The sequence below is a fragment of the Clavibacter zhangzhiyongii genome, from assembly GCF_014775655.1.
Classification (GTDB): domain Bacteria; phylum Actinomycetota; class Actinomycetes; order Actinomycetales; family Microbacteriaceae; genus Clavibacter; species Clavibacter zhangzhiyongii.
On sequence record NZ_CP061274.1, the window covers coordinates 91,307 to 115,574 of the forward strand.

Consider the following 24,268-nt stretch of genomic DNA (forward strand, 5'->3'; position numbering starts at 1 on the left):
CGTGAGGGTCTGTGTCCAGCCGGGTGGTGCGCGGGGTCAGGCCGCGGTGCCGCCCAGGGTCCAGGTGCGCACGTGCTCCCAGGTGAGGGTGGTCCACCAGCGGCCCGACCAGTCCGGCGACGCCGTGCGGTACATCACGACGGTGTCGCCGACGAAGCCCGCGGGGACGGGCTGGTCGAGCCCGCGGATGAAGGCGCCGACCTCGTCGTGCAGGTCGGGGCGCGTGCAGAGGTCGTGCGAGGCGAGCGAGAGGTGCGCGCGGAAGCGCTCCGGGTCGAACACGTGCTGCTCGGGCGAGCGCATCGGCCGGCGGAAGGGCGCGACGACGCGGTCGATGTCGGCCGCGAGCGCGAGGAGGTCGGGGTTCGGGGATCCGTCGGGGAGGCCGTGGACGTCGTACACGAAGCCGAAGCCCTGCTCGCGGACGCCGGCGTTGTGCACCGGGAACGCGGGGCGGTCGGCGAGGAGCTCGGTGACGGCGGCGACCACGAGGCCCTCGGAGCGGCCGAGGGGCTGGCTGCCGACGAGGGTCGCGTGCGGCGGGAACGCGCCGGCGGAGACGAAGCCGTACTGCGCGCGGAGCTGGTCGGTGACGACGGTCACGGCCCGGCAGGTGCGCGGGTCGGGGCGGAGGAAGATCCCGTAGCGGAAGGGGTCGCTGTCGTCGCGGGGGAACGCGGACGGATGCGGCCGGTCGTCCGTCCGGGCCGCCGACGCGGGCGCGGTGTCGGGGTCGGCGAGCGCGTCGGCGGTGGGGTCGTCGTGATCCATGGGTCCTCCTGCGGGGCGGCGGCTAGGGAACGTTCCCTAGAGGGCGAGGACCCACCGTGCCACAGCGCGGCCGGACGCGCACGGCCGCCGGGTGAACGGCGGGTGGAGGGACGGTGCGGCGGCGCGGCGGGCCCGGTCGTCGCGGCGGATCGGGCGGATCGGCGGACGGCAGCGGCCCGGATCAGGCGCGGAGGGCGACGGCCGTGCGGCCCGGGAGCAGGTCGCCGTCGACCGCGGTGTGGCGCGTGCCGGTGACGGTGCCGTCGATGCGGTCGACCACGGCGTCGACCGCGAGCGCGCCGATGACGGGGAGCGGCTGCCGCCACGACGTGAAGCCGAGCAGCTCGCTCGTGAAGGGCGGCAGGCCGTCGTAGCCGGTGATCGAGATGCCGTCGGGGGCGGTGATCCCGCGGCGGCCGAGGCCGTCGAGGATCGCGAGCGCCCAGACGTCGCTCGGCGCCATGACCGCGGTCACGCCGCCCGCGTCGACGATCGCCCGGGCGACGCCGTCGGCCCCGTCGATGTGGCCGGCCGCGTGGTCCTCGCCGCGGACGTGCACGACGTCGAGCCCGAGCTCGCGCAGGCGGTCGAGCATCGCGAAGGTGCGGGCGGAGATCGTCAGGGAGAGCGCGGGCGCCAGCGTGACGACGGCGATGCGGCGGTGCCCGAGCGAGGCCACGTGGTCGGCGAGGCCCCGGCCGCCCGTGGACTCGTCGCAGTAGACGCTGCTGAGGGAGGCGTCCACCTCGGGGCGGCCCGCCACGACCGTGGGGATCCGCCGGGCCGACGGCAGGATGTCCTCGACCGGCAGCGCGCCGCTGCACACGATGAGCCCCTCGACCTGCAGCGAGACGAGCGTCTCGAGGGCCCGGCGCTCCTCGGCGATGTCGAAGGACCCGAAGCCCGTCGTCGTGACGACGCGGTACCCGCGCTCGGACGCCCGCTGCTGCAGGGCCGTGAGCAGGTGCCCGTAGAAGGGGGTGGAGGCGTCGCGCACGAGGACGCCGAGCGTGTGCGTGCGGTGCGCCGACATGCCGCGAGCGTGGGCGTTGGCGACGTAGCCGAGGTCGGCGGCGGCGTCCCGGACCGTCCGCTGGGTGGCGGCCGCGACGCCCGGGGCGCCGGAGAGTGCGCGCGAGACGACGGACTTGGAGACGCCGGCGCGTGCGGCGACGTCGTGGATGGTGGGGGCGGCGCCCGGGCGGCTCACGCGCGGATCCGTGCGGACGCGGGCGACGGCGCGGGGAGCGGGGCGGCGGGGAGCACGTGTCCACGGTAGCGACGCGCGGGGCCGACCGACGGCCGGCGGGCTATTTGAGGGCGCGGGGCGGGGCGCCGGGCGGATCCGCGGGCGGCGGGCGGGCCGGAGCGGGAGTCCGGTCGCGCTGGCGCCGAGGCGGTCGAGGATCGCGCGGCAGGAGGAGCGGAGCAGCGCGGCGGTGCGCGGGCGGGATGCGGCGGCGGCCTCGCGGCGGGCGGCGCGCAGCGGGTCGTCGTCGGCGGGATCGCCCGGCCAGGCGTCGTGCAGCGCGCGCAGGCGCTCCCGCAGGAGGTCGTCGTCGCGGTCGGGGCTGCTCAGCACGCGGCGGATCCGGGTCGGGAGCGGGCGTTCGGGCGGCCCGAGGACGCGTGGCGCGCGCCGGGCGCATGGACGTGCGGGCGCGGGTGCGGAGCGTGCGGCATGGGACCTCGGGGCGGCGCGGACGGGAGGGGCACGAGGCTACGGGCGGCGCGGATCCGTCGTCGCGCGTCCTGCACACCCGGGCGCGCTGCGCGCTCCTGCACTGAGCCGCGGCCGGATGCGCGATCCGCCCGCGCCGCCGCCTACGCTCGCGGGATGAGCCCCTCCCGCCGCGCCCGCCGTCCCGTCGCCGTCGCGGCGGGGGCCGCGGTCGCGTTCGCCCTCGTCGGCGCGTCCCTGCCCGCCCACGCGGCGGCGCCGTTCGAGGTCGTCGGGTACGCGGAGGGCGGATCCACGCCGGTGTCCCGCCTCGACGCGAGCGCCGCCGCCCTCACCTCCGTCGTGGTCGACGGCGTCAACGTCAACGCCGACGGCCGGGGCGTGGGCGCCCCGTCGGCCGAGGCGCTCGCGGTGCTCCGGCAGGCGCACGCGCGCGGCGAGCGGGTCGAGCTGCTGGTCGGGAACTACGACGAGGCCCTCGGCGACTTCTCGCCCGGCATCTCGGACGCGCTGCTCGGATCCGCCGCGAACGTCGACCGGGTCGTGCGCCAGCTCGCCGCCGAGGTCGCGAGGAGCGGCTGGGACGGGGTCACGGTCGACCTCGAGAGCCTGTCGGGCGCGCACCCGGCCGGCCTCACCCGGTTCGTGTCGGGGCTGAAGGCGGCGCTCGGATCCGCGCGCAGCGTCTCCGTCTGCCTCATGGCGACCACGGGCGACTACCGCCCGCTCGGCTACGACCTGGCCGCGCTCGGCCGCGCCGCCGACCACGTGGTGCTCATGGCGTACGACCAGCACGGGCCCACGTGGTCCGGCGCCGGGCCCGTCGGCGGCATGCCGTGGGTGAGGGCCGCGCTCGCGCCGGTGCGGAAGGCGGTGCCGACGGCGCGGATCCAGCTCGGGATCGCCGGGTACGGCTACACCTGGCCGCGCACGGGCGAGGGACGGCAGCTCTCCGACCAGGCGGCGCGCGACCTCGTGGCGGCGCAGAGGGCGACGCCCGTGTGGAGCGTCCCGCAGCAGGAGTGGCGCGCCACGCTGCGCGACGGCACGGTCGTCTGGTGGTCGGACGCGCGGTCGTACGACGCGCGCGTCTCGCTCGCGAGGCAGCTGGGGCTCGGGGGCGTGGCCGTGTGGTCGCTCGGGCTGTCGGATCCGCTGACGCGATGACGGGCGGGGCGGGCGCGGGCGGCGGCGCGGGCGTGGGTCGCCTGCCGGCCGACGGCGTCTGGATCGTGCGCGAGCTGCGGCTCGAGCGCACGGAGCGGGAGGTCGCGGTGCGGATCGGCGGCGGGGGCGTCGCGCTCGCCGACCCGGCCGATCCCGTGCGCGGGCGGCTCGACCTGAGCATCAGCCACGGCGTGGTCGACCGGCACGTGCACCTCGGGCTCGTCGACCCCGCCGGGTTCGCCGGATCGCCCGTCACGGCGGTCGTCGACCTCGGGTGGGATCCGGCGGAGATCGCCCGCATCGCCGCCCGCCCTCCCGCGGGCGTGACCGTCCGCTACGCGGGTCCGTTCCACACCGCCGTGGGAGGTTACCCCTCGGATCGCGCGTGGGCGCCCGCCGCCGCGGTCCGCGAGGTCGCGCGCGCGGCGGACGCGGCGGGGGCCGTCGCGGAGGCGCGCGCGGGCGGATCCGGCGCGGTCAAGATCGTGCTGCACGACGGCGGGCCGCTCCTCGCGGACGACGTGCTGGCCGCGCTGGTCGAGGCCGCGCACGCCGCGGGCATGCGGGCGGCCGTGCACGCGGAGGGCGCCGGCCAGGCCGGGCGGGCGATCCGCGCGGGCGCCGACGTGCTCGTGCACGTCCCGTGGACCGAGCGGCTCGACGACGCCACGCTGCGGGAGTCCGCGGCGCGCGACGTGCTCTGGATCTCGACCCTGGCCATCCACGACGGCGCCGACCTCGCGACGGCCCTCGACAACGCGCGCCGGTACGCCGCGCTCGGCGGGCGGATCGCCTACGGCACCGACCTCGGCAACGGCGACCTCCCCGTGGGCCTGAACGCCCGCGAGGTGGAGCTGCTCGGCGAGGTCGGCCTCCGCGGCGCCGCGCTCCTGGCCGCGGTGCTCGGCAGCGCGCCCGGCCGCATCGAGCACGCCCTCGCGAGCGCCGAGCCGCTGCCGTCCGTCGCCGACGCGACCGCGGACGACCTCGTCGCGTGGCTCCGCGACGCGCACCGGCTCAGTCCGCGCGACCTGCCGCCGACGGCCTGACGCCGGCCCGCCCGCCGGCCCGCCCGCCGGGCGTCTCGTGAACGCTCGCCGGGCATCCGCCCGCGATCGGGCCGCGTCGCCGGATGCGCGCCTACGGTGGGGCGACCCCTGAACGCCGGGCCAGCGCGGCACCCGCCGCCCGCACGACGGAGAGCACGCTCTCCGGCACACCCGCCCCTCCGCGCGGACCACCGCCGTCGGCGGCCGGACGCCGGCAGGGCGGATCCGCCCGCTCCCCCAGGATCCCCATGCGCCGACTGCTCCCCCGTCTCCTGCCCGTGCTCGCCCTCCCCGGCATCGCCGCCCGCGGGGCGGAGTTCCTCTTCCGCCGCTCGGACGCGTCCGGCGACATCCACCCCGACGACGCGCGCCAGGGCACGGTCGAGGGCCCGGATCCCGACCGCATCGCCGTCGTGGGCGAGACCGGCATGATCAGCCTCGGCGTGCGCACGCACCAGATCGCCCTGCCCGCGTTCCTCGCCCGCCACCACGCGGCGCGCACGGGACGCGGCGTCGTCTGGTCGATCGCGCCCCTGCCGGGCTCGCGGCTCCGCGAAGCGTCCGCCGTCATCGCCGGCGCCGAGTGCGACCTCGTCCGCGTGGACGCCGTGGTGCTTCTGGTCGGCATCACCGACGTGCTGCGCGTCACCTCCGTGCGCGCGTGGGGCCGGCAGATGCGGAGCGCGATCGACGCCCTGCGCGAGCACCTGCCGCGGGACGCGTGGATCCTCGTCGCCGACATCCCGCCCCTCGACAACGCCGGGAGCCTGTCGCGGCCGGCGCGGCTCGCCGCCGGGATCCACGCGGAGGCGCTCAACCGGCGCACCCGCGAAGTCATCGACGGCCTGGGGTTCACCCGCGCGATCACCTTCCCCGAGGAGCTCACGCGCTCGCTGTGGCGGCCCGAGGGGGAGGAGAGCCGCTACCAGGGCACCTACCGGACGTGGGGCGCGCACCTCGCCGACGCGCTCGTCGAGGCGCGCGGCTGATCCCCTCCGGAGGGCCGTGCGGGGCCGCGGCTTGTCCCCGCGGCTGAGGTTAGGCTAACCTCACCAATCGTGACCTCCCCCGCCTCGACCGCCCCGGTCCCGCGCGCCGCCGAGCCGGCCCGGCCGCATCCGACGGCGGCGGGTCCCGCCGGATCCGCCCTCGCGGCCCGCGACGTCACGGTCGCGTACGGCGACACGGAGGTCGTGCACGGCGCCGGCCTCGAGATCCGCCCGGGCTGCGTCACCGTGCTCGTCGGCCCGAACGGCAGCGGCAAGTCGACCCTCCTGCGCACCATGGCCCGGCTGCAGGCGGCCCGCTCCGGATCCCTCGCGCTCGTCGAGGAGGGGGCGGGTGCCGAGACCGACGCCCTCGACCTCTCCCTCCGCCGCTTCGCCCGCCGCGTCGCGCTCCTCACCCAGGGTCGGCCGACGCCCGGCGGCCTCAGCGTCCGCGACGTCGTCGAGTTCGGCCGCTACCCGCACCGCGGCCGCTTCGGCGGGGCGGATCCCGAGGGCCGCGCCGCCGTCGACCGCGCGCTCGACCTCACGGGCCTCGTCGCCCTCGCCGACCGCGGCGTCGACCAGCTCTCCGGCGGCCAGCTCCAGCGCGTCTGGCTCGCGAGCTGCCTCGCCCAGGAGACCGGCGTGCTCCTGCTCGACGAGCCCACCACCTACCTCGACCTGCGCTACCAGGTCGAGCTCCTCGACCTCGTGCGCGACCTCGCCGACGACGGACGCATCGCCGTCGGCGTGGTGCTGCACGACCTCGATCAGGCCGCGGCGCTCGCGGACACCGTCGCGCTGCTGCACGACGGCCGGATCGTGAAGACCGGCACCCCCGCCGAGGTGCTCACCCCCGACCTCCTCACGGAGGTCTACGGCATCCCCGTCGAGGTCCACGCGGACCCGACGACGGGCAGCCTGCGCACCCGCGCGGTCGCCCGCCACCACCACAGGAACGAGAGGCTCCACCCGTGATCACGAGACGACGAACCCTGGCGATGACCGCCCTCGCCGCCGCGGCAGCGCTCACGCTGACCGCATGCGGCACCACCGAGGAGGCATCCACGGGCGCCGGATCCACCCCGAGCGGCGAGGGGATCACCCTCACCGACGGCACGGGCGCGGAGGTCACGCTCGACGGGCCCGCGACCAAGGTCGTCGGCACCGAGTGGAACGTCGTGGAGAACCTCGTGTCGCTGGGCGTGGATCCCGTCGGCGTCGCGGACGTCGCGGGCTACGGCGCCTGGTCGTCGGCCGTCCCGCTCGTGAACGAGCCCGCCGACATCGGCACGCGCGGCGAGCCGAGCGTGGAGACCATCGCGTCGCTCGCGCCCGACCTCATCGTCGCGACCACCGACCTGCCCGCGGACGCCGTCGAGCAGCTGAAGGCCATCGCACCCGTGCTGCAGGTGAAGTCGGCGGACGGCACCAAGCAGATCCAGCAGAGCGAGGACAACCTCGAGCTCATCGCGAAGGCGACGGGCACCGAGGACAAGGCGACCCAGGTCATCGACGCCTACGACCAGGCCGTCACCGACGCCAAGGCGAAGCTCGACGCGGCCGGCCTGGCGGGGGCGGAGTTCCTGTTCGCGGACGCCTACGTCGACGCCGGCGCCGTCACCGTCCGCCCGTTCGGGAAGGGCTCGCTCATCGGCGACGTGACCGCCGAGCTCGGCCTCGAGAACGCGTGGACGGGCGAGGTCGACCCCGCCTACGGCCTCGGGTCCACCGACGTCGAGGGCCTCACGACCGTCGGCGACGTGCAGTTCGTCTACAACGCGAACGCCACCCAGGGCGACGACCCCTTCGCGACCCAGCTCGCGGGCAACGCGGTCTGGCAGTCCCTCCCGTTCGTGAAGGCGGGCGAGGTGCACCGCATGCCCGAGGGCGTGTGGGTCTTCGGCGGCCCGGCGTCCATGACGGCGTACGCGGAGGACCTCGCCGACCTGCTCGTCGGCTGATCCCGCCCGTCCTCCCGATCCGATGACCGCTCCCGCCCGCACCGCGCCCCCGCCGGCCGACGCGCCCGTCGCGTCCGCCGAGCGGGTGGCCGTCCCGGCCCCCGTCCCGTCGCTCGCCGCCGTCGCGCGCGCCGACGGGGCGGGCCGGATCCCGGTGCGAGCGATCGCGGTCGTCGGCCTCCTCGCGCTCGTCGTGGCGGTGCTCGCGGTGATCGACGTCACCCAGGGCACCGCCGCGGTCGGGCCGCGCGAGGTGTGGGACGCCCTCCTCGGCCGCGCGACGCCGGGCGACGCGTCCGTCGTGGTCGCGTCGCGGCTGCCGCGCATGGCCGCGGGGATCCTCGTCGGCCTCGCCCTCGGCGCCGCCGGCGCCGCGCTCCAGACCGTGAGCCGCAACGTGCTCGCCTCGCCCGACACCCTCGCCGTGAACGCGGGCGCCTACGCCGCCCTCGCGGTCGCGGCGGTCACCGGGCTGACCCTGCCGGTGCTCGCGGGCGCGGGCGTCGCGTTCGTCGGCGGGCTCGTCGCGGCGGCGATCGTGCTCGCGGTCTCGGGCCTCGGATCCGGCACCGTGCGCCTCGTGCTGGCGGGCAGCGCGCTCGCGCTCGGCCTCGGATCCGTCACCAGCGCGCTCCTCCTCCTCTTCCCGCAGCGCACCGGCGGCCTCTACCGCTGGGGCCAGGGCGGCATCGGGCAGAACGGCTTCGAGGCGGTCGCCCAGATGGCGCCCGTCGTGGTCGTCGCGCTCGTGATCCTGCTGCTGCTCACCCGCCGGCTCGACGCGCTCGGGCTAGGCGACGACGCCGCCCGCAGCCTCGGCGTCGACGTGCGCGCGACCCGCGTGCTCGCCGTGCTCGCCTCCGTCCTCCTCGCCGCCGCGGCCGTCACGGTCGCCGGCCCGATCGGCTTCGTCGGCCTGTACGCGCCCGCGTTCGTGCGGCCGCTCCGCCGGCTCGTGCCGGGCGTCCGCCGCTCGTGGGTCTTCATCCCCGTCGCGGGCCTGATGGGCGCGGCCGTCGTGCTGCTCGCCGACGTGCTGCTGCGCGCGGTCCTCGGCGCCGAGGCGTCCGTGGCGGTGCCGACCGGGCTCGTCACCTCCCTCATCGGTGCCATCGTGCTCGTGGTGCTCGCCGTCCGCGCCCGCGACAGCGCGACGCCCGCGCCCACCGAGCGGCACGGCGTGGTCACCCGCCGCCGCGTCGCGCTCGTGGTCGGCGCGCTGGTCGCGGTGCTCGTCGGCCTGCTCGTCGCGTCCGTCCTCCTCGGCGACGCGAAGCTGCTCCTCGGCGACGTCGTGAACGGGATCCGCGGCACCGCCGGCCCCGTCGTCAGCTACGTGCTCGACACCCGCGTGCCCCGCGTGCTCGCCGCCGTGCTCGCGGGCGCGGCGCTCGCGCTCGCCGGCGTGCTCGTGCAGGCCGTGACGCGGAACCCGCTCGCCGATCCCGCGATCCTCGGCGTCTCCGGCGGCGCGGGCCTCGGCGCCGTGCTGTTCGTGACCACCGCGCCTCTCGCGTCCGGCTGGGGCATCGCGGGCGCGGCCGGCGTGGGCGCGTTCGCCGCGGCGGGCGTCGTGTTCGGCCTGGCCGCGCGCGGCGGCTTCCCGCAGAACAGGCTCGTGCTCATCGGCGTCGGCGTCTCGGCGGGCACGGCCGCGGCGATCAGCATGATCATCGTGCTCACCGACCCCTTCAACGGGGCGAAGGCGCTGACCTGGCTCTCCGGATCCACGTACGGCCGCGGCCTCGACGACGCCCTGCCGGTGCTCGTCGCCCTCGCGCTCGCCGTGGCGCTCGCGGCCCCGCGGCACCGGATGCTCGACCTCGTCGCCCTCGACGACGACACCCCGCGCCTCCTCGGCGTCGGCCTCGGCCGCTCGCGCCTCCTCGCCCTCTCGATCGCGGTCGTGCTCACGGCCACGGCGGTCGCGGCGGTCGGCGTGATCGGCTTCGTCGGCCTGGTCGCGCCGCACGCAGCCCGCGCGCTCGTCGGCTCGCGGCACGCGCGCGTGCTGCCGGTCGCGATCCTGCTCGGCGCCGCCCTCGTGACCCTCGCCGACCTGCTCGGCCGCACCGTGATCGCCCCCGCCCAGCTCGGCGCCGGCCTCGTGACCGCCCTCGTCGGCACGCCGTACTTCGTGTGGCTGCTGTGGCGCGGGCGGGCGGCGCGGGGGCGGTAGGGGCGGCGGCGCCGCGTAGGTTCGGGGCATGACCCGACGCATGGCCGACGACGACTTCCGCACCTCGCAGGAGGACACGGCCGAGACCGCGCCGCACATGGCGCCGATCAACGCGTTCGTCGCCGCGATCTCGGAGCCGGACCCGGAGGGGTTCGTCCCCCGCATCGCCCCGCACCACGGCGGCACCGACGCGCGCGTCCTCAGCGTCCTGCGGGATCCCGGGCCGGCGACGCAGGTGGGCGTCGGATCCGGCTTCCTCAGCATCGAGAACGACGACCCGACCGCGGAGCGTCAGGCCGCGCTGTTCTCCGAGCACGGGATCCGCGACCGCGACGTGATGCCGTGGAACGCGTACCCCTGGTACATCAACGCGGCGCCGGATGCGGCGCAGGGGCGCGTGGGAGCCCGGGCGCTCGTGGAGCTCGTGGCGCTCCTGCCGGACCTCGAGGTCGTGCTGCTGCAGGGCCGCGACGCCGAGCGGATCTGGCGCTACGCGGTCGAGCTGGACGGGACGCTCGCCGAGGGGATCCGCTTCCCCGTCGTCGCGACCATCCACCCCGGTCGCCAGGCGCTCTTCCACCCCGACCCGGAGGTGCGGGCCGAGCGGCAGGAGCGTCAGGCGACCGCGTTCGCCGAGGTCGGGTCGATCCTCGCGAGGGGACGCGCATCGTGAGCGCGTCCCCGGGCGGATCCCGCGCGAGGAGGATGGACCCATGACCGCCCTCCCCGCGACCGACATCGCCGCCGAGCTCCGCCAGGTGACCGCCCACTGGACCCCGCGAGTCGTCGGGCGGGTGAACGACCAGTACGTGAAGGTCGCGAAGCTCCTCGGCGAGCTCACCTGGCACGCGCACGACGCGGAGGACGAGATGTTCCTCGTGATCTCGGGCCGGCTCCGGATCCAGCTGCCCGACGACGAGGAGGTCGTGCTCGGGCCCGGGCAGTTCCACGTGGTGCCGCGGGGCGTGCAGCACAACCCCGTGGCGGACGAGGAGGTGGAGATCGTCCTCATCGAGACCGTCACCACCGCCCACACCGGCGACGTGATCGTGCCGGGCACCGTCCCGGTCGAGCGGCAGGTGGGCGGCTTCCGCTGACGCGCTGATGCGCTGACGAGCCCACGCGCCCGGCGCTTCAGACCAGCGCGCGCCCCATCTGGATCCGCCGCCCGAGCCGATCGAGCCCGAGCCGCGCCTCCGTCTCCGCGAGGCGGAGGTGGAAGTGCGTCACCGGCGGCTCCTCGACGAACCCGGCGCGGGAGTACGCGGGCGCGTTCCACGGGACGTCGGCGAAGGTGCGCAGCGTGATGCGCGTGTGCCCGCGCCGTCCAGCCTCCTCGGCGGTGGCCTCGACGAGCGCGCCGCCGTGCCCGCGGCGCCCGTGCTCGGGCGGCACCGCCACCTGCTCGAGGTGCGCGAGGCCGTCGACCTCGAGCACGTGCGCGAAGCCGACGAGGGTGCCGTCGCCCACCTCCGCGTCCTCCGCGACCAGCAGGAACCCCGGCTCGGCCGCGCGCTCCGCCCCGGTCGGCGCCGGCCACCACTCGGCGGGCCGGAGCAGCTCGACGAGGATCCGGTCGGCCCGGTCCTCGATGCCCTGCAGCGCGTCGAGGTCGCGGGCGGCGGCGAGGCGGATGCGGGTGGGCATGTCGGGAGCGTACGCGGCAGGCGCGTCCCGATCGGTCCCGGACTCAGTCGAGCGCGTGATCCGCCGCCGCGAGCAGCACGTCGAGCAGCGCCGTCAGCTCCGCCTGCGCGTGCTCCGCCGGCTCGTCCGGGAGGCTGCCGCGGCGCATCGCCGACCCGGCGTCGAGCGCGACCACGAGGTCGGCCGCGAGCTTCCAACGCAGGGCGATCGCGGCGTCGAGGCCACGGCGCACGAGATCCAGCGGCACGGGACCGCCGACCGCGCGGATCCCCTCGGCGTACCGGACCACGGCGTCGTCGAGCACGGCGGACACGTCGACGACCGAGGCGTCGCCGCGCCGGACGGAGGAGAACAGCAGCGACGCGAGATCCGCGCCCACTGGCCCCGGCCCCACCGACTCCCAGTCGATGAGCACGATCCCGTCGTCGTCCGCGAACACGTTGGCGCCCGTCGCGTCGTGGTGGCAGAGCGTGCTCGGCAGGCCCCCGAGCGCGGCGCGCACGTGGTCCTGGTGCGCGAGGAGCCGGGCGGCGGCCGGGATCCGCTCGCCGAGCAGCGCGGTCGCGCGCGGCCCGGGCGCGGCGAGCGCGCGCGCACCGGCCGCCGCGGCCGCGGGCTGCGCGTGCCGGTCGATCCACCCGGCGAAGAGCCACGGATCCTCAGGCGGCCGACCCAGCCAGCGTCCGGCGAGCGAACCCAGCGCCTCCGCGGCGTCGAGCAGCGTGGCCGGACCCAGCGGCCGGGGCGCCGCGTGCCGCACCTCCTCGAGCCGCAGGGTCACGCCGCCGTCCGCGTCGTGCGCCGTCCCGTGCGCGCGCGGCGCCCGGATCCCCGGGGGCAGCGCGTCGAGCAGTCCCGACCGGTAGGCCGCCAGCTCCCGGGCGCCGTTCGCGACGAGGTACGGCACGGCCAGCGCGGGCCCCTCCGTACGCTTCTCGACGAGCGACCACGGCAGCCGCGCGCCGCCCGCGAGCACGGCCTGCCCGCGGATCCGCGTCACGGCCCGGTGCGCGAGGAACGCGTCGTACTCGAGCGGCTCGCGGCGCACGTCCACCAGCTCGACGACCGGTCGCCCGAGGAGGTCGCCGACGGCGTCCCGCAGCCCCGCGTCCCGTCCGTCGTCCATCCCCCGACGCTAGCGAGCCCGCGACTGGCACGGCTGCCCCGCGGGCGGGATGATCGGGGAGACGACGGGGGAGCGCCGATGCAGCAGGGGACGACGCGGAGCAGGACGCTCCGCGCGGCGACGGTCGTCGCGGTCGCCGTCGCGGTCGCCGCGTCGATCACCGGCTGCGCGCCGGCGGACGACGGCTTCCTGACCCTGGGACCGACGGAGATCGACGACCCGGAGTGCCCGTGGATCCGCGACATCCCCGTCGAGGAGCTCGACGACCCCGTGCGGGAGCCCTGCGTGCCGGTCGGATCGACCCTCGTGTTCCCGGACGGGGAGCGCGCGGACGTCTTCGCCGGCAGCGGCGGCGCGTCGTCGGCCACGGATCCCGACGTGTGGCTCGTCTACTCCACGGTCGGCGACTACGGCGTCATCGCGGCGCGATACGGCCCGGGCTGCGCCGACGTCACGACCTGGGGTCCCCGCGGAGCGCTGGAGAAGGTGCGCGCCGCCTTCGGCCAGCAGTGGCCGTGCGACCCCGAGGGTTGATCCGCGCCCCCGCCTGCCATGCTCGACGCGGGCCGCGGCGCGTGGACCGGAGCAGCCGGAGGCCCGCATGCACTACCGGCTGATGAACGAGTACGACGTCGACCGCCCGCTCTGGGGCGACGAGGGCCTCTGCCCCGATGGCACGCCGGAGCTCCCGCCGCCGGTCGAGGCGGCGGTCCGCGAGTGGGCGGCCGTGTTCCAGGCCGGCTTCCGGTGGGACCGCGGCTGGCGGGATCGCGCGGTCGCCCGCGAGCACGCGGCCGAGGGGCAGCGGCTGATCGCGATCCTCGCGGGCCTGCTCGGGCCGGACGACACGGTGGAGCTCCTGTACTGGGAGACCGACCGGCGCCCCACCCGCTGACCCCTCAGCTCTCCGGGTCGTCCCCGAACGCGCGCACCTCCTGCGCGCACCGGCACGCCGCCGCGATCCGCGCCGCCCAGCCGTACGCGGCCTCCCGGGTCGGCAGGTCGAGGATCGAGTAGCCGCCCTCGAGCCGCCGCGTCTGCGGGTACGTGCCGGGCGTCACGGATCCGTCGGCCGCCACCCGCACGGGCGGGACGGACTCGTCGATCCCGCCGCCGAACACCCACACGCCCGCGGCCTTCGCCTCCCGCACGACGGCGTGCGACTCGTCCACCACCGTCTGCCACTCGCCGTCGGGCACGTCCATCTCCCCGCTCGGGAACGAGATCAACCACTTCGTCATCGTCGGCCTCCTCGCCGTCATCCCATCCCCCGACGCTACCCACCTGTGAGGCGTTGGACGACCCAGCGGTCTCGCGGGGCGGATGCGGCGGATGGCCCGCATCCGCCTCGCAGGCCGGGGCGACCTCGCGCCGCCCGCTCGATATCGTGGGCCCCACCCGCGTCACCCGCGCGGCGTTCGAGGAGGAGCACCATGAGCAGCTACGCCGTCACCGATCCGACCACCGGCGAGACCGTCGCCGAGCATCCCGAGATCACCGACGAGGAGCTGCAGGACGCGATCGCAGCCGCCGAGGGCGCGTACCGCGGCTGGTCGCGCCGCACCGCGATCGCCGAGCGCGCCGCCCTCATCGCCCGCGTCGCGGAGCTGCACGTGGAGCGCCGCGACGAGCTGGCGCGGATCATCGTGCGCGAGATGGGCAAGCCCCTCGACCAGGCGCTCGGCGAGGTCGACTTCGCGGCGGACATCCTCGGCTACTACGCCCGGGGCGCCGAGGAGTTCCTCGCCGACGAGCCGATCGCGCTCGCCGACGGCACCGGCTCCGCGTTCGTGCGCCGCTCGGGCCTCGGCGTGCTGCTCGGGATCATGCCGTGGAACTTCCCGTACTACCAGGTGGCCCGCTTCGCCGGCCCCGCGATCGTGACCGGGAACACGATCCTGCTCAAGCACGCGCCGCAGTGCCCGGAGTCGGCCGAGGCGATCCAGCGCATGTACCGCGACGCGGCGGCGGAGCTCGGCGCCGACCTGGGCGTCTACGCGAGCGTGCTCGCGACGAACGCGCAGGTCGAGACGGTCATCGCCGACCCGCGCGTGCAGGGCGTCTCCGTCACGGGATCCGAACGTGCGGGCGCCGCCGTCGCCGAGATCGCGGGCCGGCACCTCAAGAAGGTCGTGCTGGAGCTCGGCGGATCCGACCCGTTCATCCTGCTGTCGACCGACGACCTCGACGCCGTCGTCGCCGATGCGGTCAACGCGCGCCTCGACAACAACGGCCAGTCCTGCAACGGCGCCAAGCGCTTCCTCGTGGTCGACCACCTCTACGACGACTTCGCCGCCCGCTTCACGGCGGCGCTCACGGCGGCCCAGCCCGCGGATCCGATGGCCGACGGGACCCTGCTCGGCCCGCTCTCCTCGCGCGCCGCGACCGAGCGCCTCACGGAGCAGCTGTCCCGCGCCGTGGCGCAGGGCGCGACCTTCCTCGCGAGCGGGGAGCCGGTCGGCAACATGTTCCCGCCCGCGGTCCTCGCCGACGTGACGCCCGAGATGGACGCCTACCGCGAGGAGTTCTTCGGCCCCGTCGCCGCGCTCTACCGCGTGGCGGATGAGGAGGAGGCCGTGCGGATCGCCAACGACACCCCGTTCGGCCTCGGCTCGTACGTCTACACGACGGATCCGGAGCAGGCGCTGCGGGTGGCGGACGGCATCGACGCGGGCATGGTGTGGGTGAACCTCGTGCTCGGCGACGCGGCCGAGCTGCCCTTCGGCGGCGTGAAGCGCTCGGGCTCGGGCCGCGAGCTCGGCCGCCATGCGGTCGACGAGTTCGCGAACAGGAAGCTGATCCGCATCGCGTGATCGGCGTCCGCGTCGGCCGGTGTCGAGCGGGCGCGACGGGGGCGCGCGGCCGGCAGCGGGTCCCGGGACCCGAATACCCTGCACCCATGACGGATCCGCACGACGTCGCACTCCGACCGCGCTCCCGCGCTTGGCTGCTCGGCTGGCTGAGCCTCATCGGGCCGGCGGGGGTCGTCGCGTCGATCGTGCTCGTGCAGCTGCTCCGCGAGGTGCAGTTCTACGTCGGGGTGATCCTGTTCGCCGTCGTGTCGGTCGTCACGTTCGCGTTCGGGATCGCGGCCGTCCGGCGGGGGATCCGCGACGCGCGCCGACACCCGGCGGAGCGTCCGCGCCTCATCGGGGGCGGGATCGCGGTGGCCTCGGTCGGGCTGCTCGCCTCCGGTGCCGTGGTGCTGGTGATCGGCGGGATCCTGTTCGCGCTCTCGCAGTACCGCCCGTAGGGGACGGGGACGGCGGCGCAGGCGACGCGGGCGACGCGAGCTCAGGCGCCGGACGCGGCCGACGGACCCCGGCGCGCCGCCACCGCGGCCTCCAGCCCCGCGGCGATGACCTCGACCGGATCCGGCAGGGCCGCGATCGCCGCGGCGAGCTCGCGGCTCCGCATCCAGTAGGACGGCGTGGTGAGCACCTCGCGCACGGCGCGGCGCACGGCGTCCGGCCGCGGGGATCCCGTGCGCAGGTCGCGGCCGCAGCCGGCCCAGGAGACGCGCGCCGCCACCTCGGGCTTGTCCTCCGTGGATCCCGCGACCACGAGCGGCAGGCCGTGCGCGATGACCCGCTGCACGCCGCCGAACCCGCCGTTCGTGACGACCGCGTCGGTCAGCGGCAGCAGCAGGTCGTAGGGGAGGAACTCCGCCACGCGCGCGTTGGCCGGCAGCGGGCCGCCGAGCGCGCGCTCCACCTCCGCGACGGGACGGCCGCCCGTGCTGGCCACGACGAGGACGTCCTCGTCGGCCAGCGCGCGCAGGGTCGGGGCGATGAGGCGGCCGAGGTCGGCGTTGTCGATGGTGCCCTGCGTGACGTGCACGACGGGACGGCCGTCGACGAGGTCGGGCCACCACTCCGGCAGCGCGATCTCGTCGGCGAGGCCCGGTGCCTCCCGCAGCGGCCCGACGAACCGCACCGTGCCCGGCAGCTCCCGGCGCGGGTACTCGAGCTCGGCGGGGCTCAGCTGGAAGAGCGCGTCGAAGCAGCGGTAGGCGTAGTCGAAGGGGTCCGCGCGGGAGGCGGGCGCGCCGATCCCCGCGAGCACGGCGTCCACCGCCTCGCGCAGCGGCCGCGTGAGCCCGGGTCGGACGGCGAGTGCGAGCGCCCGGTTCCGCAGCCGTCCGAGCGGGCCGCGGCCGGGCGGGAGGCCCGTCCCGAACGGGGCCGCATCGACGCTCGCGAGCACGACGGGCGTGGTGCCGATGCCCAGCACGGGCAGGCGCTCCGCCGGCGGGCGGGCGAGGTAGGGGACGAGCCCGGTGAACGACCCCTCCGCGAGCACGGCGTCGAACGGCTCGGCGTCGAGGAGCGCGAGCAGGGCGTGGTGCTGCCCGGGGATCACGCGCACGAACACGGCGATCATCCCCTCCCGGATCGCCGCCACGCCGCGCGCCGCGGAGGCGCTCGCGAGCAGCTCCTCGAGGTCGGCGTCGTCGAAGTCGGCGTCGGCGGGCAGCGGCGCGAAGCGGAGCCCGGCCCCCGTGACGAGGTCGCGGTACTTGTCCCCGGTGAGGACGGTGATCCCGTGACCGCGTGCGGCCAGCCCGCTGCCGACGGTGACGAGCGGCGCGAGGTGCCCGTAGATGGGCGGGGCGCAGAGCAGGTAGGAGGACACGATGCTGCTTCCGATGGGGCGCGCGGCGCGCAGGAGGGAGGGCGGAGGTGCGGTGACGTGCGGCGCGTCAGGGGTGCGCGGCGTCGGGCCACGGCGCCACCGGATCCGCGAGGAGCAGCCGCTGGAACCGGATCACGCCCACCGCGAGGACCCCGACGGCCCCCGCGGCGATGCACGCGGAGCCGAGGGCGACGACGCCGAGGGCGAGGGGCAGGCCGTGAGGTCGGGCGGCGCGACGCATGCTGGATCTCCCTCGTCGCACGCGGGAGCGCTGCGGTCCCGAGGAGGGTAGGCATCGGGGCTGGGATCGGCGCGCGACCGTCCACACCCCGCGCTGCGGGTGCGTCGCGACCGGCCTGGCGTGCCGTGGGCGAGGCCGCGGGCGCTCGTCGAGCGCGCGGAGTTCGCGTCGCGGCGCGCGTCCGGCTGAGGCCGGCGCGCGGGCGGGCGGGAGCGCCGGCTCGCCGGGCGCGGATCAGGCCCCGGCGGCTCCCGCGATCTCGCGCAGCCGGCGGCGCACCGCCGCGTAGGAGGCGACGAGGGTGGCGTCGAGGCCGGCCGTGCGCGCATCCGCCCACTCGTCGAAGGCCGCGCGCACCGCGACGCCCGCGAGCTCGGTGACGAGCCGCGCCTCCTGGGCCGTGATGCGGCCGCCGAACGCCGTCGTGATCCGCTCGGCCAGCTCCCACGACCGCGTCGCGTCGATCGACACCGCGGTGGACCGCAGCTGGGGCTCGTCGGCCATGAGCCGGCGCACGCGCAGCTGCTGGTGCGCGATGGCGGAGAGGTCGCCGTCGAGGGTCGCGAGCACCTGCTCGTAGACGGCCTCGAGCTGGGGGAGGGGCGCGGATCCGCGGTCGACCGCCGCGAGCCAGGCGTCGAGCGGCGCGTCGAAGACGGGGTGGAGCGTGAGGACCGACTCCTCCTTGCTCGGGAAGTAGCGGAAGCACGTGCGGTCGGAGACGCCCGCGGCCTGCGCGATGTCGTGGATCGTCGTGGCCGCCATGCCGCGCTGCTCGAAGAGGGCGAGCGCTGCCTCGCTGATCTCGGTGGTCGTCGCCATGCGGCGCCGCTCGCGGAGGCCCGCGCCCGCGCCCGCGCCCGCGCCCGCGCCCGCGCCCGCGCCCGCGGGTGCCGGGGCGTCGCCCGCGTCCGCGCTCGTCCGCACCGCGCCCATCCCGTCACCGCCGTCCACTCGCATGCGGCGTCCGGCCGCATCTGTCGTCGACGTCGATTCTGTCATAGACTGCCACCTGGTCCGAGTCTGACATCCGGACCTCCCCGGCCTCGCAGCGTCGCGCGCGCCCCGCCTTCCACTCCCGGAGAACGCATCACATGAGCACGCCGCCCACCGCCGACACCGCACGCGACGAGACCCTGCCCGCCGCCGCGCACGCGGCGGCCGACCGCGCCGCCGCCGACCGCGCCGTCGCCCCCGAGGACGAGCGCCTGCCGCACGGCGCCGGCCTCGTCATCGGCCTGCTCGTCGTCGCCGCCTTCGTCGTGATCCTCAACGAGACGATCATGAGCGTCGCCCTGCCGAGCCTCATGGCCGACCTCGAGATCACCACCGCCACCGCGCAGTGGCTCACCACCGGCTTCATGCTGACGATGGCCGTCGTGATCCCCGCGACCGGCTTCATCCTCCAGCGCTTCTCGACGCGCCAGGTCTTCGGCGCCGCCATGACGCTGTTCTCGATCGGCACGCTCGTCGCGGCCATCGCGCCCGGCTTCGGCGTGCTGCTCGTCGGCCGCGTGGTGCAGGCCAGCGGCACGGCCATCATGATGCCGCTGCTGTTCACGACCGTCCTCAACCTGGTGCCCGCCGCCCGTCGCGGCCGCCTCATGGGCGTCATCTCCATCGTCATCGCGGTCGCCCCGGCGATCGGCCCGACGGTGTCCGGCCTCATCCTCAGCTCGCTGTCGTGGCGCTTCATGTTCTGGATCGTGCTGCCCATCGCGCTCATCGCGCTCGGGCTCGGCCTCTGGAAGATCACGAACCTCACGACCCCGCGGAAGCTGCCCTTCGACATCCTCTCGGTCGTGCTCTCCACGCTCGCGTTCGGCGGCCTGATCTACGGCCTCAGCAGCCTGGGCGAGTCCGCCGAGGGCAACGCGCCCCTGCCGCTGTGGATCCCCATCGCGGTCGGCGTCATCGCGCTCGCCGCGTTCATCGCCCGCCAGATCGGCCTGCAGCGCGAGGACCGCGCCCTCATGGACCTGCGCACCTTCCGCAGCCGCCCGTTCGTGGTCGCGATCATCATGGTCGCCGTCAGCATGATGGCGCTCTTCGGCAGCCTCATCGTCCTGCCGCTCTACCTCCAGAACGTGCTGGAGCTCGGCACGCTCGAGACCGGTCTGCTCCTGCTCCCCGGCGGCGCGCTCATGGCCGTCATGTCGCCCTTCGTCGGCCGCCTCTTCGACCGCGTCGGCCCGCGTCCGCTCGTGATCCCCGGCGCGATCGTCGTCTCCATCGCCCTCTGGGGCATGACCGCGATGCTGCACGAGGGCACGTCCATCGGCTGGGTCATCGGCGTGCACCTGGTGCTGAACGCGGGCCTCGCGCTCATGTTCACGCCGCTGTTCACCTCAGCCCTCGGATCCCTGCCGCCCCGCCTCTACTCGCACGGCAGCGCGACGGTCTCGACCATGCAGCAGCTCGCGGGCGCCGCCGGCACGGCGCTGTTCGTCACGGTGCTCACCACCACCACGGTCGGCGGCCTGTCCGACGGCCTCTCCGAGGTCTCCGCGACCGCGGCCGGCGTGCAGGCGGCCTTCATGATCGGCGGCTTCATCTCGCTCGCCGCGATCGTGGCGTCGTTCTTCGTGCGCCGCCCGGCGGAGCCGCTGCCGGAGGGCGTGGCGGGGCACTAGGCCGCAACGACCGGCCCAGCTCCGTTCAGTCCCAGGACGCGGAGCCGGGCCGGACGGCCGCCCGGGTCCCCCCGCTCCACCGCGCGATCGACTGCTCCACGTACTCGCCGACGAGGGCGGGGAGGTCCAGCCGCGCGTTGTGGATCCACTGGATCTCGAGCCCGTCGAGGATCGCGAGGAAGCACGCGGCCTCGTAGTCGAGGGTCGCGTCGTCCATCGGCGGCACCTGGCCGAGGCTGACGGCCTCGGCGATGCGGCGGCGGATCTGCGCGATCGTGCGGGCGTACCTCCCGCGCATGTACTCGTGGGCGGGGTGCGTCGCGTCGCTGGTCTCGGTCGCGAAGGTCAGGTACAGCTCGAGGAAGCCGCGGTGCTCCACGTGGTACCGCATCAGGTCGACGAAGGCGCGGATCGCGGGGAGGCCGGGAGCCGCATCCGCCACGAACGGCTGCTGCCGGTCCCACTGCCGGAGCACCTCGGTGAGCAGCTCCTCCTTGCGGAAGTAGCGCAGCACGGCGGCGGGGGAGACGCCCACCTCGTCGGCGATTTCCTTGATGGTCGCGGCGCCGTAGCCGCGGACGCCGAACACGCGCACGGCCGCGGCGACGATCTCCGCACGCCGGCGCACGCCGGTGGAGTACAGGCCGCGGGACGACGTGCCGGTCTCGAGGCCCGATCCCGTGGCCGCGCTCTCATCCGCATCCGGGCGCGGGGACGGCTCCTCCGGCCCGGCGGACTCGCGGCGCCTCGGGGTGGCGCTTCTCGACTCGGTCACGATCTCGATCCTGCCCCTTGTGCCTCCGTGGACGCCGACGTATGGTGACTCAACCGTAAACGGTGCGTCAGCATTCGTCGTGCGGTCATCAGCTAGGGACGAGGGCGTCGTGGGCGAAGAGGTGTTCGGTGTGGGCCTGATCGGGGCCGGACCGGTAGGGCAGGCCATCCACCTGCCGACGTTGGCGCGCATGCCCGACCGCTTCCGGGTCGTCCACGTGATGGACGTCGACGCCGAGGTCGCCGAGCGGGTCGCCGCCCGAGCGGGAGCCCGGCACTCGACCGACGCGGACGCGCTCATCGCGGATCCCGCCGTCGACGTCGTCGTCATCGGCAGCCCGAACCGCTTCCACGCCGAGCAGGTCATCGCCGCGTGCCGCGCGGGCAAGCGCGCCGTCCTCTGCGAGAAGCCGCTGGCCGTCTCGGCCGAGGAGGGCGAGGCCATCGCCCGCGCGTCCGCCGAGCACGGCGTGCCCGTGATCGTCGGCACGATGCACGCGTTCGACCCCGCCTGGATCGCGGCGCTCGACGGCTGGGACGCGTCCGGCGCGCCGGCGCACACCGTGCGCATCTCCGCCGTCATCCCGCCGAACCCCGACTCCGAGGACTCCGCCACCGAGATCGTCGGCCGGCCCGCGCCGCGCCCCGCGGGCGAGCCCGACGTCGAGGCGCAGGCGCTCGCGGTGACCGGCGGCGTGCTCGGCCTCGCGATCCACGACCTGCCGCTCGCGCGCCGGCTCCTCCCCGACGCCCCGCCGCGCGTCGTCAGCGCCCGGGCGCTCCGGCCGTGGGGCTACGAGATCGTCGCGCTGGTCGGCGACACCGTCCTCGAGGTGCACGGCGTCGGCGGCGCCTCGTGGGATCCCGAGTGGACGCTCGACGCGGTCGCCCGCGACCGCTCCCTCCACCTCGACTTCTCCCTCTCCTACGTGCACGCCGGATCCAGCACCGCCACCCTCGCCGACGCCCGCAGCACCACCGGCTGGGGTCCGTTCCCGGACAACGGCTACCTCGGCGAGTGGGAGCACGTGCACGACGTGGTCACCGGCCGTGCCGCGCCCGTGTCGATGGACGCGCAGCTCGCCGACCTCGCGCTCGCGATCGACATCGCCGAGCAGAGCGCCGCGCTGATCCGCGCGGGTGCCGACGGCACCGCGTCGTCCGCCGCCGAGCGCTCCGCCCGGACGGAGGTCGCCGCATGAGCGCGCTCACCCTCCGCATCGACCCGGCCGCGTCCCCCGTGCACGCGGGCGCCGCCGTCGCCACGCTCGCCTCCCTGCCGGAGTCCTTCCGCCGCACCGACGACGCGGGCGACGTGGTCGTCGTCGCCGGCGGATCCGGCTGGGCCGGTCGCGCGACCGACGCCGCCCGCGCGGGCGCCCGCGCCCTCCTCGTGCTCGACCCCGGCCCGGCCGACGACGCCGAGCTCGCCGCGCTCCAGGAGACGGGCGCGCCCGTGGTCCTCGACGTGCCGTGGCGGCACGACGAGGCGGTCCGTCGGGTCGCCCCGCGGATCCACCGGCTGGTCGCGCCCGGTGCCCTGCTCGAGGCGCGGGCCACCGTGGCCGGCGCCGACGACCTCGCCGGCGCCGCCCGGGCCCTCGCGCTCACGGCACAGGCGCTCGCCGGATCCCCGATCGCGGAGCTGACGACGCTCGCCCGGACGCCCGACCACCTGATGCTCACGGGCCAGATGGCCTCCGGCGTCCACGTGATCCTCAGCGCCGTCGTCGCGGCCCACGGCCACGGCTGCGCGACCTTCCGCCTCGTCGTCGGCGACCGCGCCGCGCACGTCGCCCTCCCCGCGCCGGACACGGCCGCGCCCGGCCGCGCGAGCGTCACCGACGCCGCCGGCCGCGAGGACCTCCCCGTCGTCTTCGAGTCCGGCCACCGCACCGCGATGCGCCTCGCCCGCGACGCCGCCCACGGCCGATGCGCCCCCGCCGACGTCGCCGACCTCCGCTCCCTCCTCGCCGCCGCGCCCGCGCTGGCGGGCGAGCCGCCGAGCTGACCCACGATCCCTTCCCCTCCACCACACATCAGGCACCACAACATGCAACGGAGCACGAAATGCCACAGCAGTCATCCAGCGCCTTCGGCAACGGACTCACCCGTCGATCCCTCCTGAGCGCCGGCGTCGGCGCGGCGGCCGTCGGCCTCCTCGCCGCCTGCAGCGGCGGCGGGGGAGGTGCGGGCGGAGGCGCCGGCGCCCCCCTCAAGTTCTGGAACATGCCCTGGGGCGCGCCCGCCTTCCTCACCGAGGACAAGGCGATCTCCGCGGCCTACAAGCCGGCCAGCGGCATGGGCGGCGTCAGCTACCAGCAGGTCCAGTGGGCCAACTTCACGCAGACGTTCTCGACCGCGGTCGCGGCGAACAACGGTCCGGCCGTGAGCTCCGGAGGCGGGACGACGGCGTTCCTCTTCGAGTCGCAGGGCAAGATCGCGTACGCGGACGACCTCATCGAGTCGTGGAAGTCGAACGGCATCTACGACGACTTCCTCCCGGGCCTCGTCGACACCCTGAAGACGGCCAACGGCTACGCGGCCGTCCCGTACAACCTCGACATGCGCATGTACTGGTACCGCAAGGACCTCCTCGAGAAGGCCGGCGTCGAGGCGCCCACCGACTGGGACTCCTACGAGGCCGCGTGCGCCGGGCTCAAGAAGATCGGCGTCTACGGCTACGGCACCCGCTCGGGCGCCGGCGCCTTCACCGGCTTCCACCAGATCGTCGCCCACATGATCAACAACGGCGGCGGCCTCTTCGACCCCGACCAGAACCCCGACGTCGTCACCGACAAGAACATCGAGGCCGTCGAGTGGGTCCTCGGCATGGTGAAGAACGGCTACGTGGACCCCCGCAGCGCCACCTACACCTCGGACAACGCGTACCAGCAGATGGACGCCGGCACGTTCGGCATGCTCTGGGACGGCGCGGGCGCCACGGCGAACGTGAGCCCGGAGACCGCGGCGAACATGGTGGTCGGCGACCCGCTCGTGGGCCCCGGCGGCGAGAAGGGCGCGCTCTACTTCCCGAACAACATCATGATGTACAAGTCGACGCCCAGCCAGGAGAACAGCGAGGCGTTCCTCACGTACTACTACCAGAACATGAAGTCGCTCTGGACGAAGCAGACCGGCATCGGCCTGCCGCCGCTGAAGTCCATCGCCGAGGAGGCGTACGCGGACGACGCGAACACCACGAAGATCCTCAACGACTGGCAGCCGATCTCGAAGACGTGGGGCGCCCCCGGCTCCAACACGGTCTTCCAGAACGTGACCAAGGTCGACGGCACGCAGCCGACGATCTCGTTCGCGCAGGCCGTCCTCGGCGGCACCGTCACCGCGCGCGAGTCCCTCGAGAAGCTCCAGAAGGAGCTCGAGGCCGGCGCGTGATGCGCGTCCACCGGGA

Annotated in this window: 25 protein-coding genes; 16 read left to right on the top strand and 9 right to left on the bottom strand. The window is 75.8% G+C overall.

Annotation, left to right across the window (positions count from 1 at the left end; all coding sequences use genetic code 11):
• Positions 1-36 precede the first annotated feature (36 nt).
• Both H9X71_RS00440 and H9X71_RS00445 read right to left on the bottom strand, forming a co-directional pair.
• The gene (locus tag H9X71_RS00440) at positions 37-771 is read right to left on the bottom strand and encodes a 2'-5' RNA ligase family protein (protein ID WP_191147820.1); all 735 of its coding nucleotides are present in this window, start codon (positions 769-771) and stop codon (positions 37-39) included.
• A 181-nt stretch (positions 772-952) separates the two neighbouring features.
• Positions 953-2,353 (bottom strand): LacI family DNA-binding transcriptional regulator, encoded by a 1,401-nt coding sequence (locus H9X71_RS00445; RefSeq protein ID WP_244961676.1) that lies wholly within the window; start codon positions 2,351-2,353, stop codon positions 953-955.
• A gap of 255 nt (positions 2,354-2,608) precedes the next feature.
• Between H9X71_RS00445 and H9X71_RS00450 the strand changes: the two genes are divergently transcribed.
• The 8 genes from H9X71_RS00450 (at position 2,609) to H9X71_RS00485 (ending at position 10,897) form a co-directional block, all read left to right on the top strand.
• Positions 2,609-3,619, top strand: a complete 1,011-nt coding sequence (locus H9X71_RS00450; protein WP_191147821.1) for a glycosyl hydrolase family 18 protein — start codon at positions 2,609-2,611, stop codon at positions 3,617-3,619.
• Positions 3,616-4,668 (top strand): amidohydrolase family protein, encoded by a 1,053-nt coding sequence (locus H9X71_RS00455; protein WP_191147822.1) that lies wholly within the window; start codon positions 3,616-3,618, stop codon positions 4,666-4,668. The genes H9X71_RS00450 and H9X71_RS00455 overlap by 4 nt, the downstream gene beginning before the upstream one ends.
• 248 nt (positions 4,669-4,916) lie before the next feature.
• Positions 4,917-5,657, top strand: coding sequence for an SGNH/GDSL hydrolase family protein (locus tag H9X71_RS00460; protein WP_191147823.1), 741 nt, complete (start codon positions 4,917-4,919; stop codon positions 5,655-5,657).
• 69 nt (positions 5,658-5,726) lie between these two features.
• Complete coding sequence (locus tag H9X71_RS00465) at positions 5,727-6,635, top strand: ABC transporter ATP-binding protein (RefSeq protein ID WP_191147824.1); 909 nt, start codon at positions 5,727-5,729, stop codon at positions 6,633-6,635.
• Positions 6,632-7,621, top strand: a complete 990-nt coding sequence (locus tag H9X71_RS00470; RefSeq protein ID WP_280527978.1) for an ABC transporter substrate-binding protein — start codon at positions 6,632-6,634, stop codon at positions 7,619-7,621. Before H9X71_RS00465 ends, H9X71_RS00470 begins: the two co-directional genes overlap by 4 nt.
• A gap of 22 nt (positions 7,622-7,643) precedes the next feature.
• Positions 7,644-9,800: an iron ABC transporter permease gene (locus H9X71_RS00475; RefSeq protein ID WP_191147826.1), complete on the top strand. Its 2,157-nt coding sequence runs from the start codon at positions 7,644-7,646 to the stop codon at positions 9,798-9,800.
• 28 nt (positions 9,801-9,828) lie between these two features.
• On the top strand, positions 9,829-10,473 hold the full coding sequence (locus H9X71_RS00480) for a uracil-DNA glycosylase (protein ID WP_191147827.1): 645 nt from the start codon (positions 9,829-9,831) through the stop codon (positions 10,471-10,473).
• A gap of 40 nt (positions 10,474-10,513) precedes the next feature.
• Positions 10,514-10,897, top strand: a complete 384-nt coding sequence (locus H9X71_RS00485; RefSeq protein ID WP_191147828.1) for a cupin domain-containing protein — start codon at positions 10,514-10,516, stop codon at positions 10,895-10,897.
• A gap of 37 nt (positions 10,898-10,934) precedes the next feature.
• On the opposite strand, the gene H9X71_RS00490 is transcribed toward H9X71_RS00485, so the two are convergent.
• Together H9X71_RS00490 and H9X71_RS00495 are read right to left on the bottom strand one after the other, a co-directional pair.
• Positions 10,935-11,447, bottom strand: coding sequence for a GNAT family N-acetyltransferase (locus tag H9X71_RS00490; RefSeq protein ID WP_191147829.1), 513 nt, complete (start codon positions 11,445-11,447; stop codon positions 10,935-10,937).
• A gap of 43 nt (positions 11,448-11,490) precedes the next feature.
• Complete coding sequence (locus H9X71_RS00495) at positions 11,491-12,573, bottom strand: phosphotransferase (protein ID WP_191147830.1); 1,083 nt, start codon at positions 12,571-12,573, stop codon at positions 11,491-11,493.
• A 78-nt stretch (positions 12,574-12,651) separates the two neighbouring features.
• Here H9X71_RS00495 and H9X71_RS00500 point away from each other — a divergent pair, with 78 nt between their 5' ends.
• On the top strand, positions 12,652-13,107 hold the full coding sequence (locus H9X71_RS00500; protein ID WP_191147831.1) for a hypothetical protein: 456 nt from the start codon (positions 12,652-12,654) through the stop codon (positions 13,105-13,107).
• A 67-nt stretch (positions 13,108-13,174) separates the two neighbouring features.
• Positions 13,175-13,468: a hypothetical protein gene (locus H9X71_RS00505; protein WP_191147832.1), complete on the top strand. Its 294-nt coding sequence runs from the start codon at positions 13,175-13,177 to the stop codon at positions 13,466-13,468.
• Between the two features lie 4 nt (positions 13,469-13,472).
• On the opposite strand, the gene H9X71_RS00510 is transcribed toward H9X71_RS00505, so the two are convergent.
• Positions 13,473-13,814 carry a YciI family protein gene (locus H9X71_RS00510; RefSeq protein ID WP_191147833.1) on the bottom strand — a complete coding sequence of 114 codons (342 nt, stop codon included), beginning with the start codon at positions 13,812-13,814 and terminating at the stop codon, positions 13,473-13,475.
• 192 nt (positions 13,815-14,006) lie between these two features.
• Between H9X71_RS00510 and H9X71_RS00515 the strand changes: the two genes are divergently transcribed.
• Both H9X71_RS00515 and H9X71_RS00520 read left to right on the top strand, forming a co-directional pair.
• Positions 14,007-15,386 carry an NAD-dependent succinate-semialdehyde dehydrogenase gene (locus H9X71_RS00515; RefSeq protein WP_191147834.1) on the top strand — a complete coding sequence of 460 codons (1,380 nt, stop codon included), beginning with the start codon at positions 14,007-14,009 and terminating at the stop codon, positions 15,384-15,386.
• Positions 15,387-15,472: 86 nt separating this feature from the next.
• Positions 15,473-15,826, top strand: a complete 354-nt coding sequence (locus H9X71_RS00520) for a hypothetical protein (RefSeq protein WP_191147835.1) — start codon at positions 15,473-15,475, stop codon at positions 15,824-15,826.
• Positions 15,827-15,867: 41 nt separating this feature from the next.
• Here the strand turns inward: H9X71_RS00520 and H9X71_RS00525 are convergent, their stop codons facing one another.
• From H9X71_RS00525 to H9X71_RS00535, 3 genes are all read right to left on the bottom strand, one after another.
• Positions 15,868-17,208 (bottom strand): glycosyltransferase, encoded by a 1,341-nt coding sequence (locus H9X71_RS00525; RefSeq protein WP_191147836.1) that lies wholly within the window; start codon positions 17,206-17,208, stop codon positions 15,868-15,870.
• A 67-nt stretch (positions 17,209-17,275) separates the two neighbouring features.
• Positions 17,276-17,449: a hypothetical protein gene (locus H9X71_RS00530; protein ID WP_191147837.1), complete on the bottom strand. Its 174-nt coding sequence runs from the start codon at positions 17,447-17,449 to the stop codon at positions 17,276-17,278.
• 234 nt (positions 17,450-17,683) lie between these two features.
• Positions 17,684-18,376: a TetR/AcrR family transcriptional regulator gene (locus H9X71_RS00535; protein WP_244961677.1), complete on the bottom strand. Its 693-nt coding sequence runs from the start codon at positions 18,374-18,376 to the stop codon at positions 17,684-17,686.
• A 167-nt stretch (positions 18,377-18,543) separates the two neighbouring features.
• On the opposite strand from H9X71_RS00535, the gene H9X71_RS00540 reads away from it, so the two are divergent.
• On the top strand, positions 18,544-20,082 hold the full coding sequence (locus H9X71_RS00540) for an MDR family MFS transporter (protein ID WP_191147838.1): 1,539 nt from the start codon (positions 18,544-18,546) through the stop codon (positions 20,080-20,082).
• A gap of 25 nt (positions 20,083-20,107) precedes the next feature.
• Here the strand turns inward: H9X71_RS00540 and H9X71_RS00545 are convergent, their stop codons facing one another.
• Positions 20,108-20,857 (bottom strand): TetR/AcrR family transcriptional regulator, encoded by a 750-nt coding sequence (locus tag H9X71_RS00545; protein ID WP_244961678.1) that lies wholly within the window; start codon positions 20,855-20,857, stop codon positions 20,108-20,110.
• Between the two features lie 109 nt (positions 20,858-20,966).
• Here H9X71_RS00545 and H9X71_RS00550 point away from each other — a divergent pair, with 109 nt between their 5' ends.
• The 3 genes from H9X71_RS00550 to H9X71_RS00560 are packed head-to-tail and all read left to right on the top strand — an operon-like array spanning position 20,967 to position 24,252.
• Positions 20,967-22,058, top strand: a complete 1,092-nt coding sequence (locus H9X71_RS00550; RefSeq protein ID WP_191147839.1) for a Gfo/Idh/MocA family protein — start codon at positions 20,967-20,969, stop codon at positions 22,056-22,058.
• Positions 22,055-22,867, top strand: a complete 813-nt coding sequence (locus tag H9X71_RS00555; protein WP_191147840.1) for a hypothetical protein — start codon at positions 22,055-22,057, stop codon at positions 22,865-22,867. Before H9X71_RS00550 ends, H9X71_RS00555 begins: the two co-directional genes overlap by 4 nt.
• A gap of 59 nt (positions 22,868-22,926) precedes the next feature.
• A complete protein-coding gene (locus H9X71_RS00560) occupies positions 22,927-24,252 on the top strand; it encodes an ABC transporter substrate-binding protein (protein WP_191147841.1) in 1,326 nt (441 codons plus the stop codon).
• The last annotated feature ends 16 nt before the right edge of the window (positions 24,253-24,268 follow it).

Coding starts and splice junctions, on each gene's coding strand:
- H9X71_RS00485 (WP_191147828.1), top strand. CDS start 10,514: ATGACCGCCCTCCCCGCGACCGACATCGCCGCCGAGCTCCGCCAGGTG.
- H9X71_RS00440 (WP_191147820.1), bottom strand. CDS start 771: ATGGATCACGACGACCCCACCGCCGACGCGCTCGCCGACCCCGACACC.
- H9X71_RS00500 (WP_191147831.1), top strand. CDS start 12,652: ATGCAGCAGGGGACGACGCGGAGCAGGACGCTCCGCGCGGCGACGGTC.
- H9X71_RS00515 (WP_191147834.1), top strand. CDS start 14,007: ATGAGCAGCTACGCCGTCACCGATCCGACCACCGGCGAGACCGTCGCC.
- H9X71_RS00560 (WP_191147841.1), top strand. CDS start 22,927: ATGCCACAGCAGTCATCCAGCGCCTTCGGCAACGGACTCACCCGTCGA.
- H9X71_RS00520 (WP_191147835.1), top strand. CDS start 15,473: ATGACGGATCCGCACGACGTCGCACTCCGACCGCGCTCCCGCGCTTGG.
- H9X71_RS00530 (WP_191147837.1), bottom strand. CDS start 17,449: ATGCGTCGCGCCGCCCGACCTCACGGCCTGCCCCTCGCCCTCGGCGTC.
- H9X71_RS00450 (WP_191147821.1), top strand. CDS start 2,609: ATGAGCCCCTCCCGCCGCGCCCGCCGTCCCGTCGCCGTCGCGGCGGGG.
- H9X71_RS00490 (WP_191147829.1), bottom strand. CDS start 11,447: ATGCCCACCCGCATCCGCCTCGCCGCCGCCCGCGACCTCGACGCGCTG.
- H9X71_RS00460 (WP_191147823.1), top strand. CDS start 4,917: ATGCGCCGACTGCTCCCCCGTCTCCTGCCCGTGCTCGCCCTCCCCGGC.
- H9X71_RS00475 (WP_191147826.1), top strand. CDS start 7,644: ATGACCGCTCCCGCCCGCACCGCGCCCCCGCCGGCCGACGCGCCCGTC.
- H9X71_RS00540 (WP_191147838.1), top strand. CDS start 18,544: ATGAGCACGCCGCCCACCGCCGACACCGCACGCGACGAGACCCTGCCC.
- H9X71_RS00455 (WP_191147822.1), top strand. CDS start 3,616: ATGACGGGCGGGGCGGGCGCGGGCGGCGGCGCGGGCGTGGGTCGCCTG.
- H9X71_RS00510 (WP_191147833.1), bottom strand. CDS start 13,814: ATGACGAAGTGGTTGATCTCGTTCCCGAGCGGGGAGATGGACGTGCCC.
- H9X71_RS00555 (WP_191147840.1), top strand. CDS start 22,055: ATGAGCGCGCTCACCCTCCGCATCGACCCGGCCGCGTCCCCCGTGCAC.
- H9X71_RS00505 (WP_191147832.1), top strand. CDS start 13,175: ATGCACTACCGGCTGATGAACGAGTACGACGTCGACCGCCCGCTCTGG.
- H9X71_RS00480 (WP_191147827.1), top strand. CDS start 9,829: ATGACCCGACGCATGGCCGACGACGACTTCCGCACCTCGCAGGAGGAC.
- H9X71_RS00495 (WP_191147830.1), bottom strand. CDS start 12,573: ATGGACGACGGACGGGACGCGGGGCTGCGGGACGCCGTCGGCGACCTC.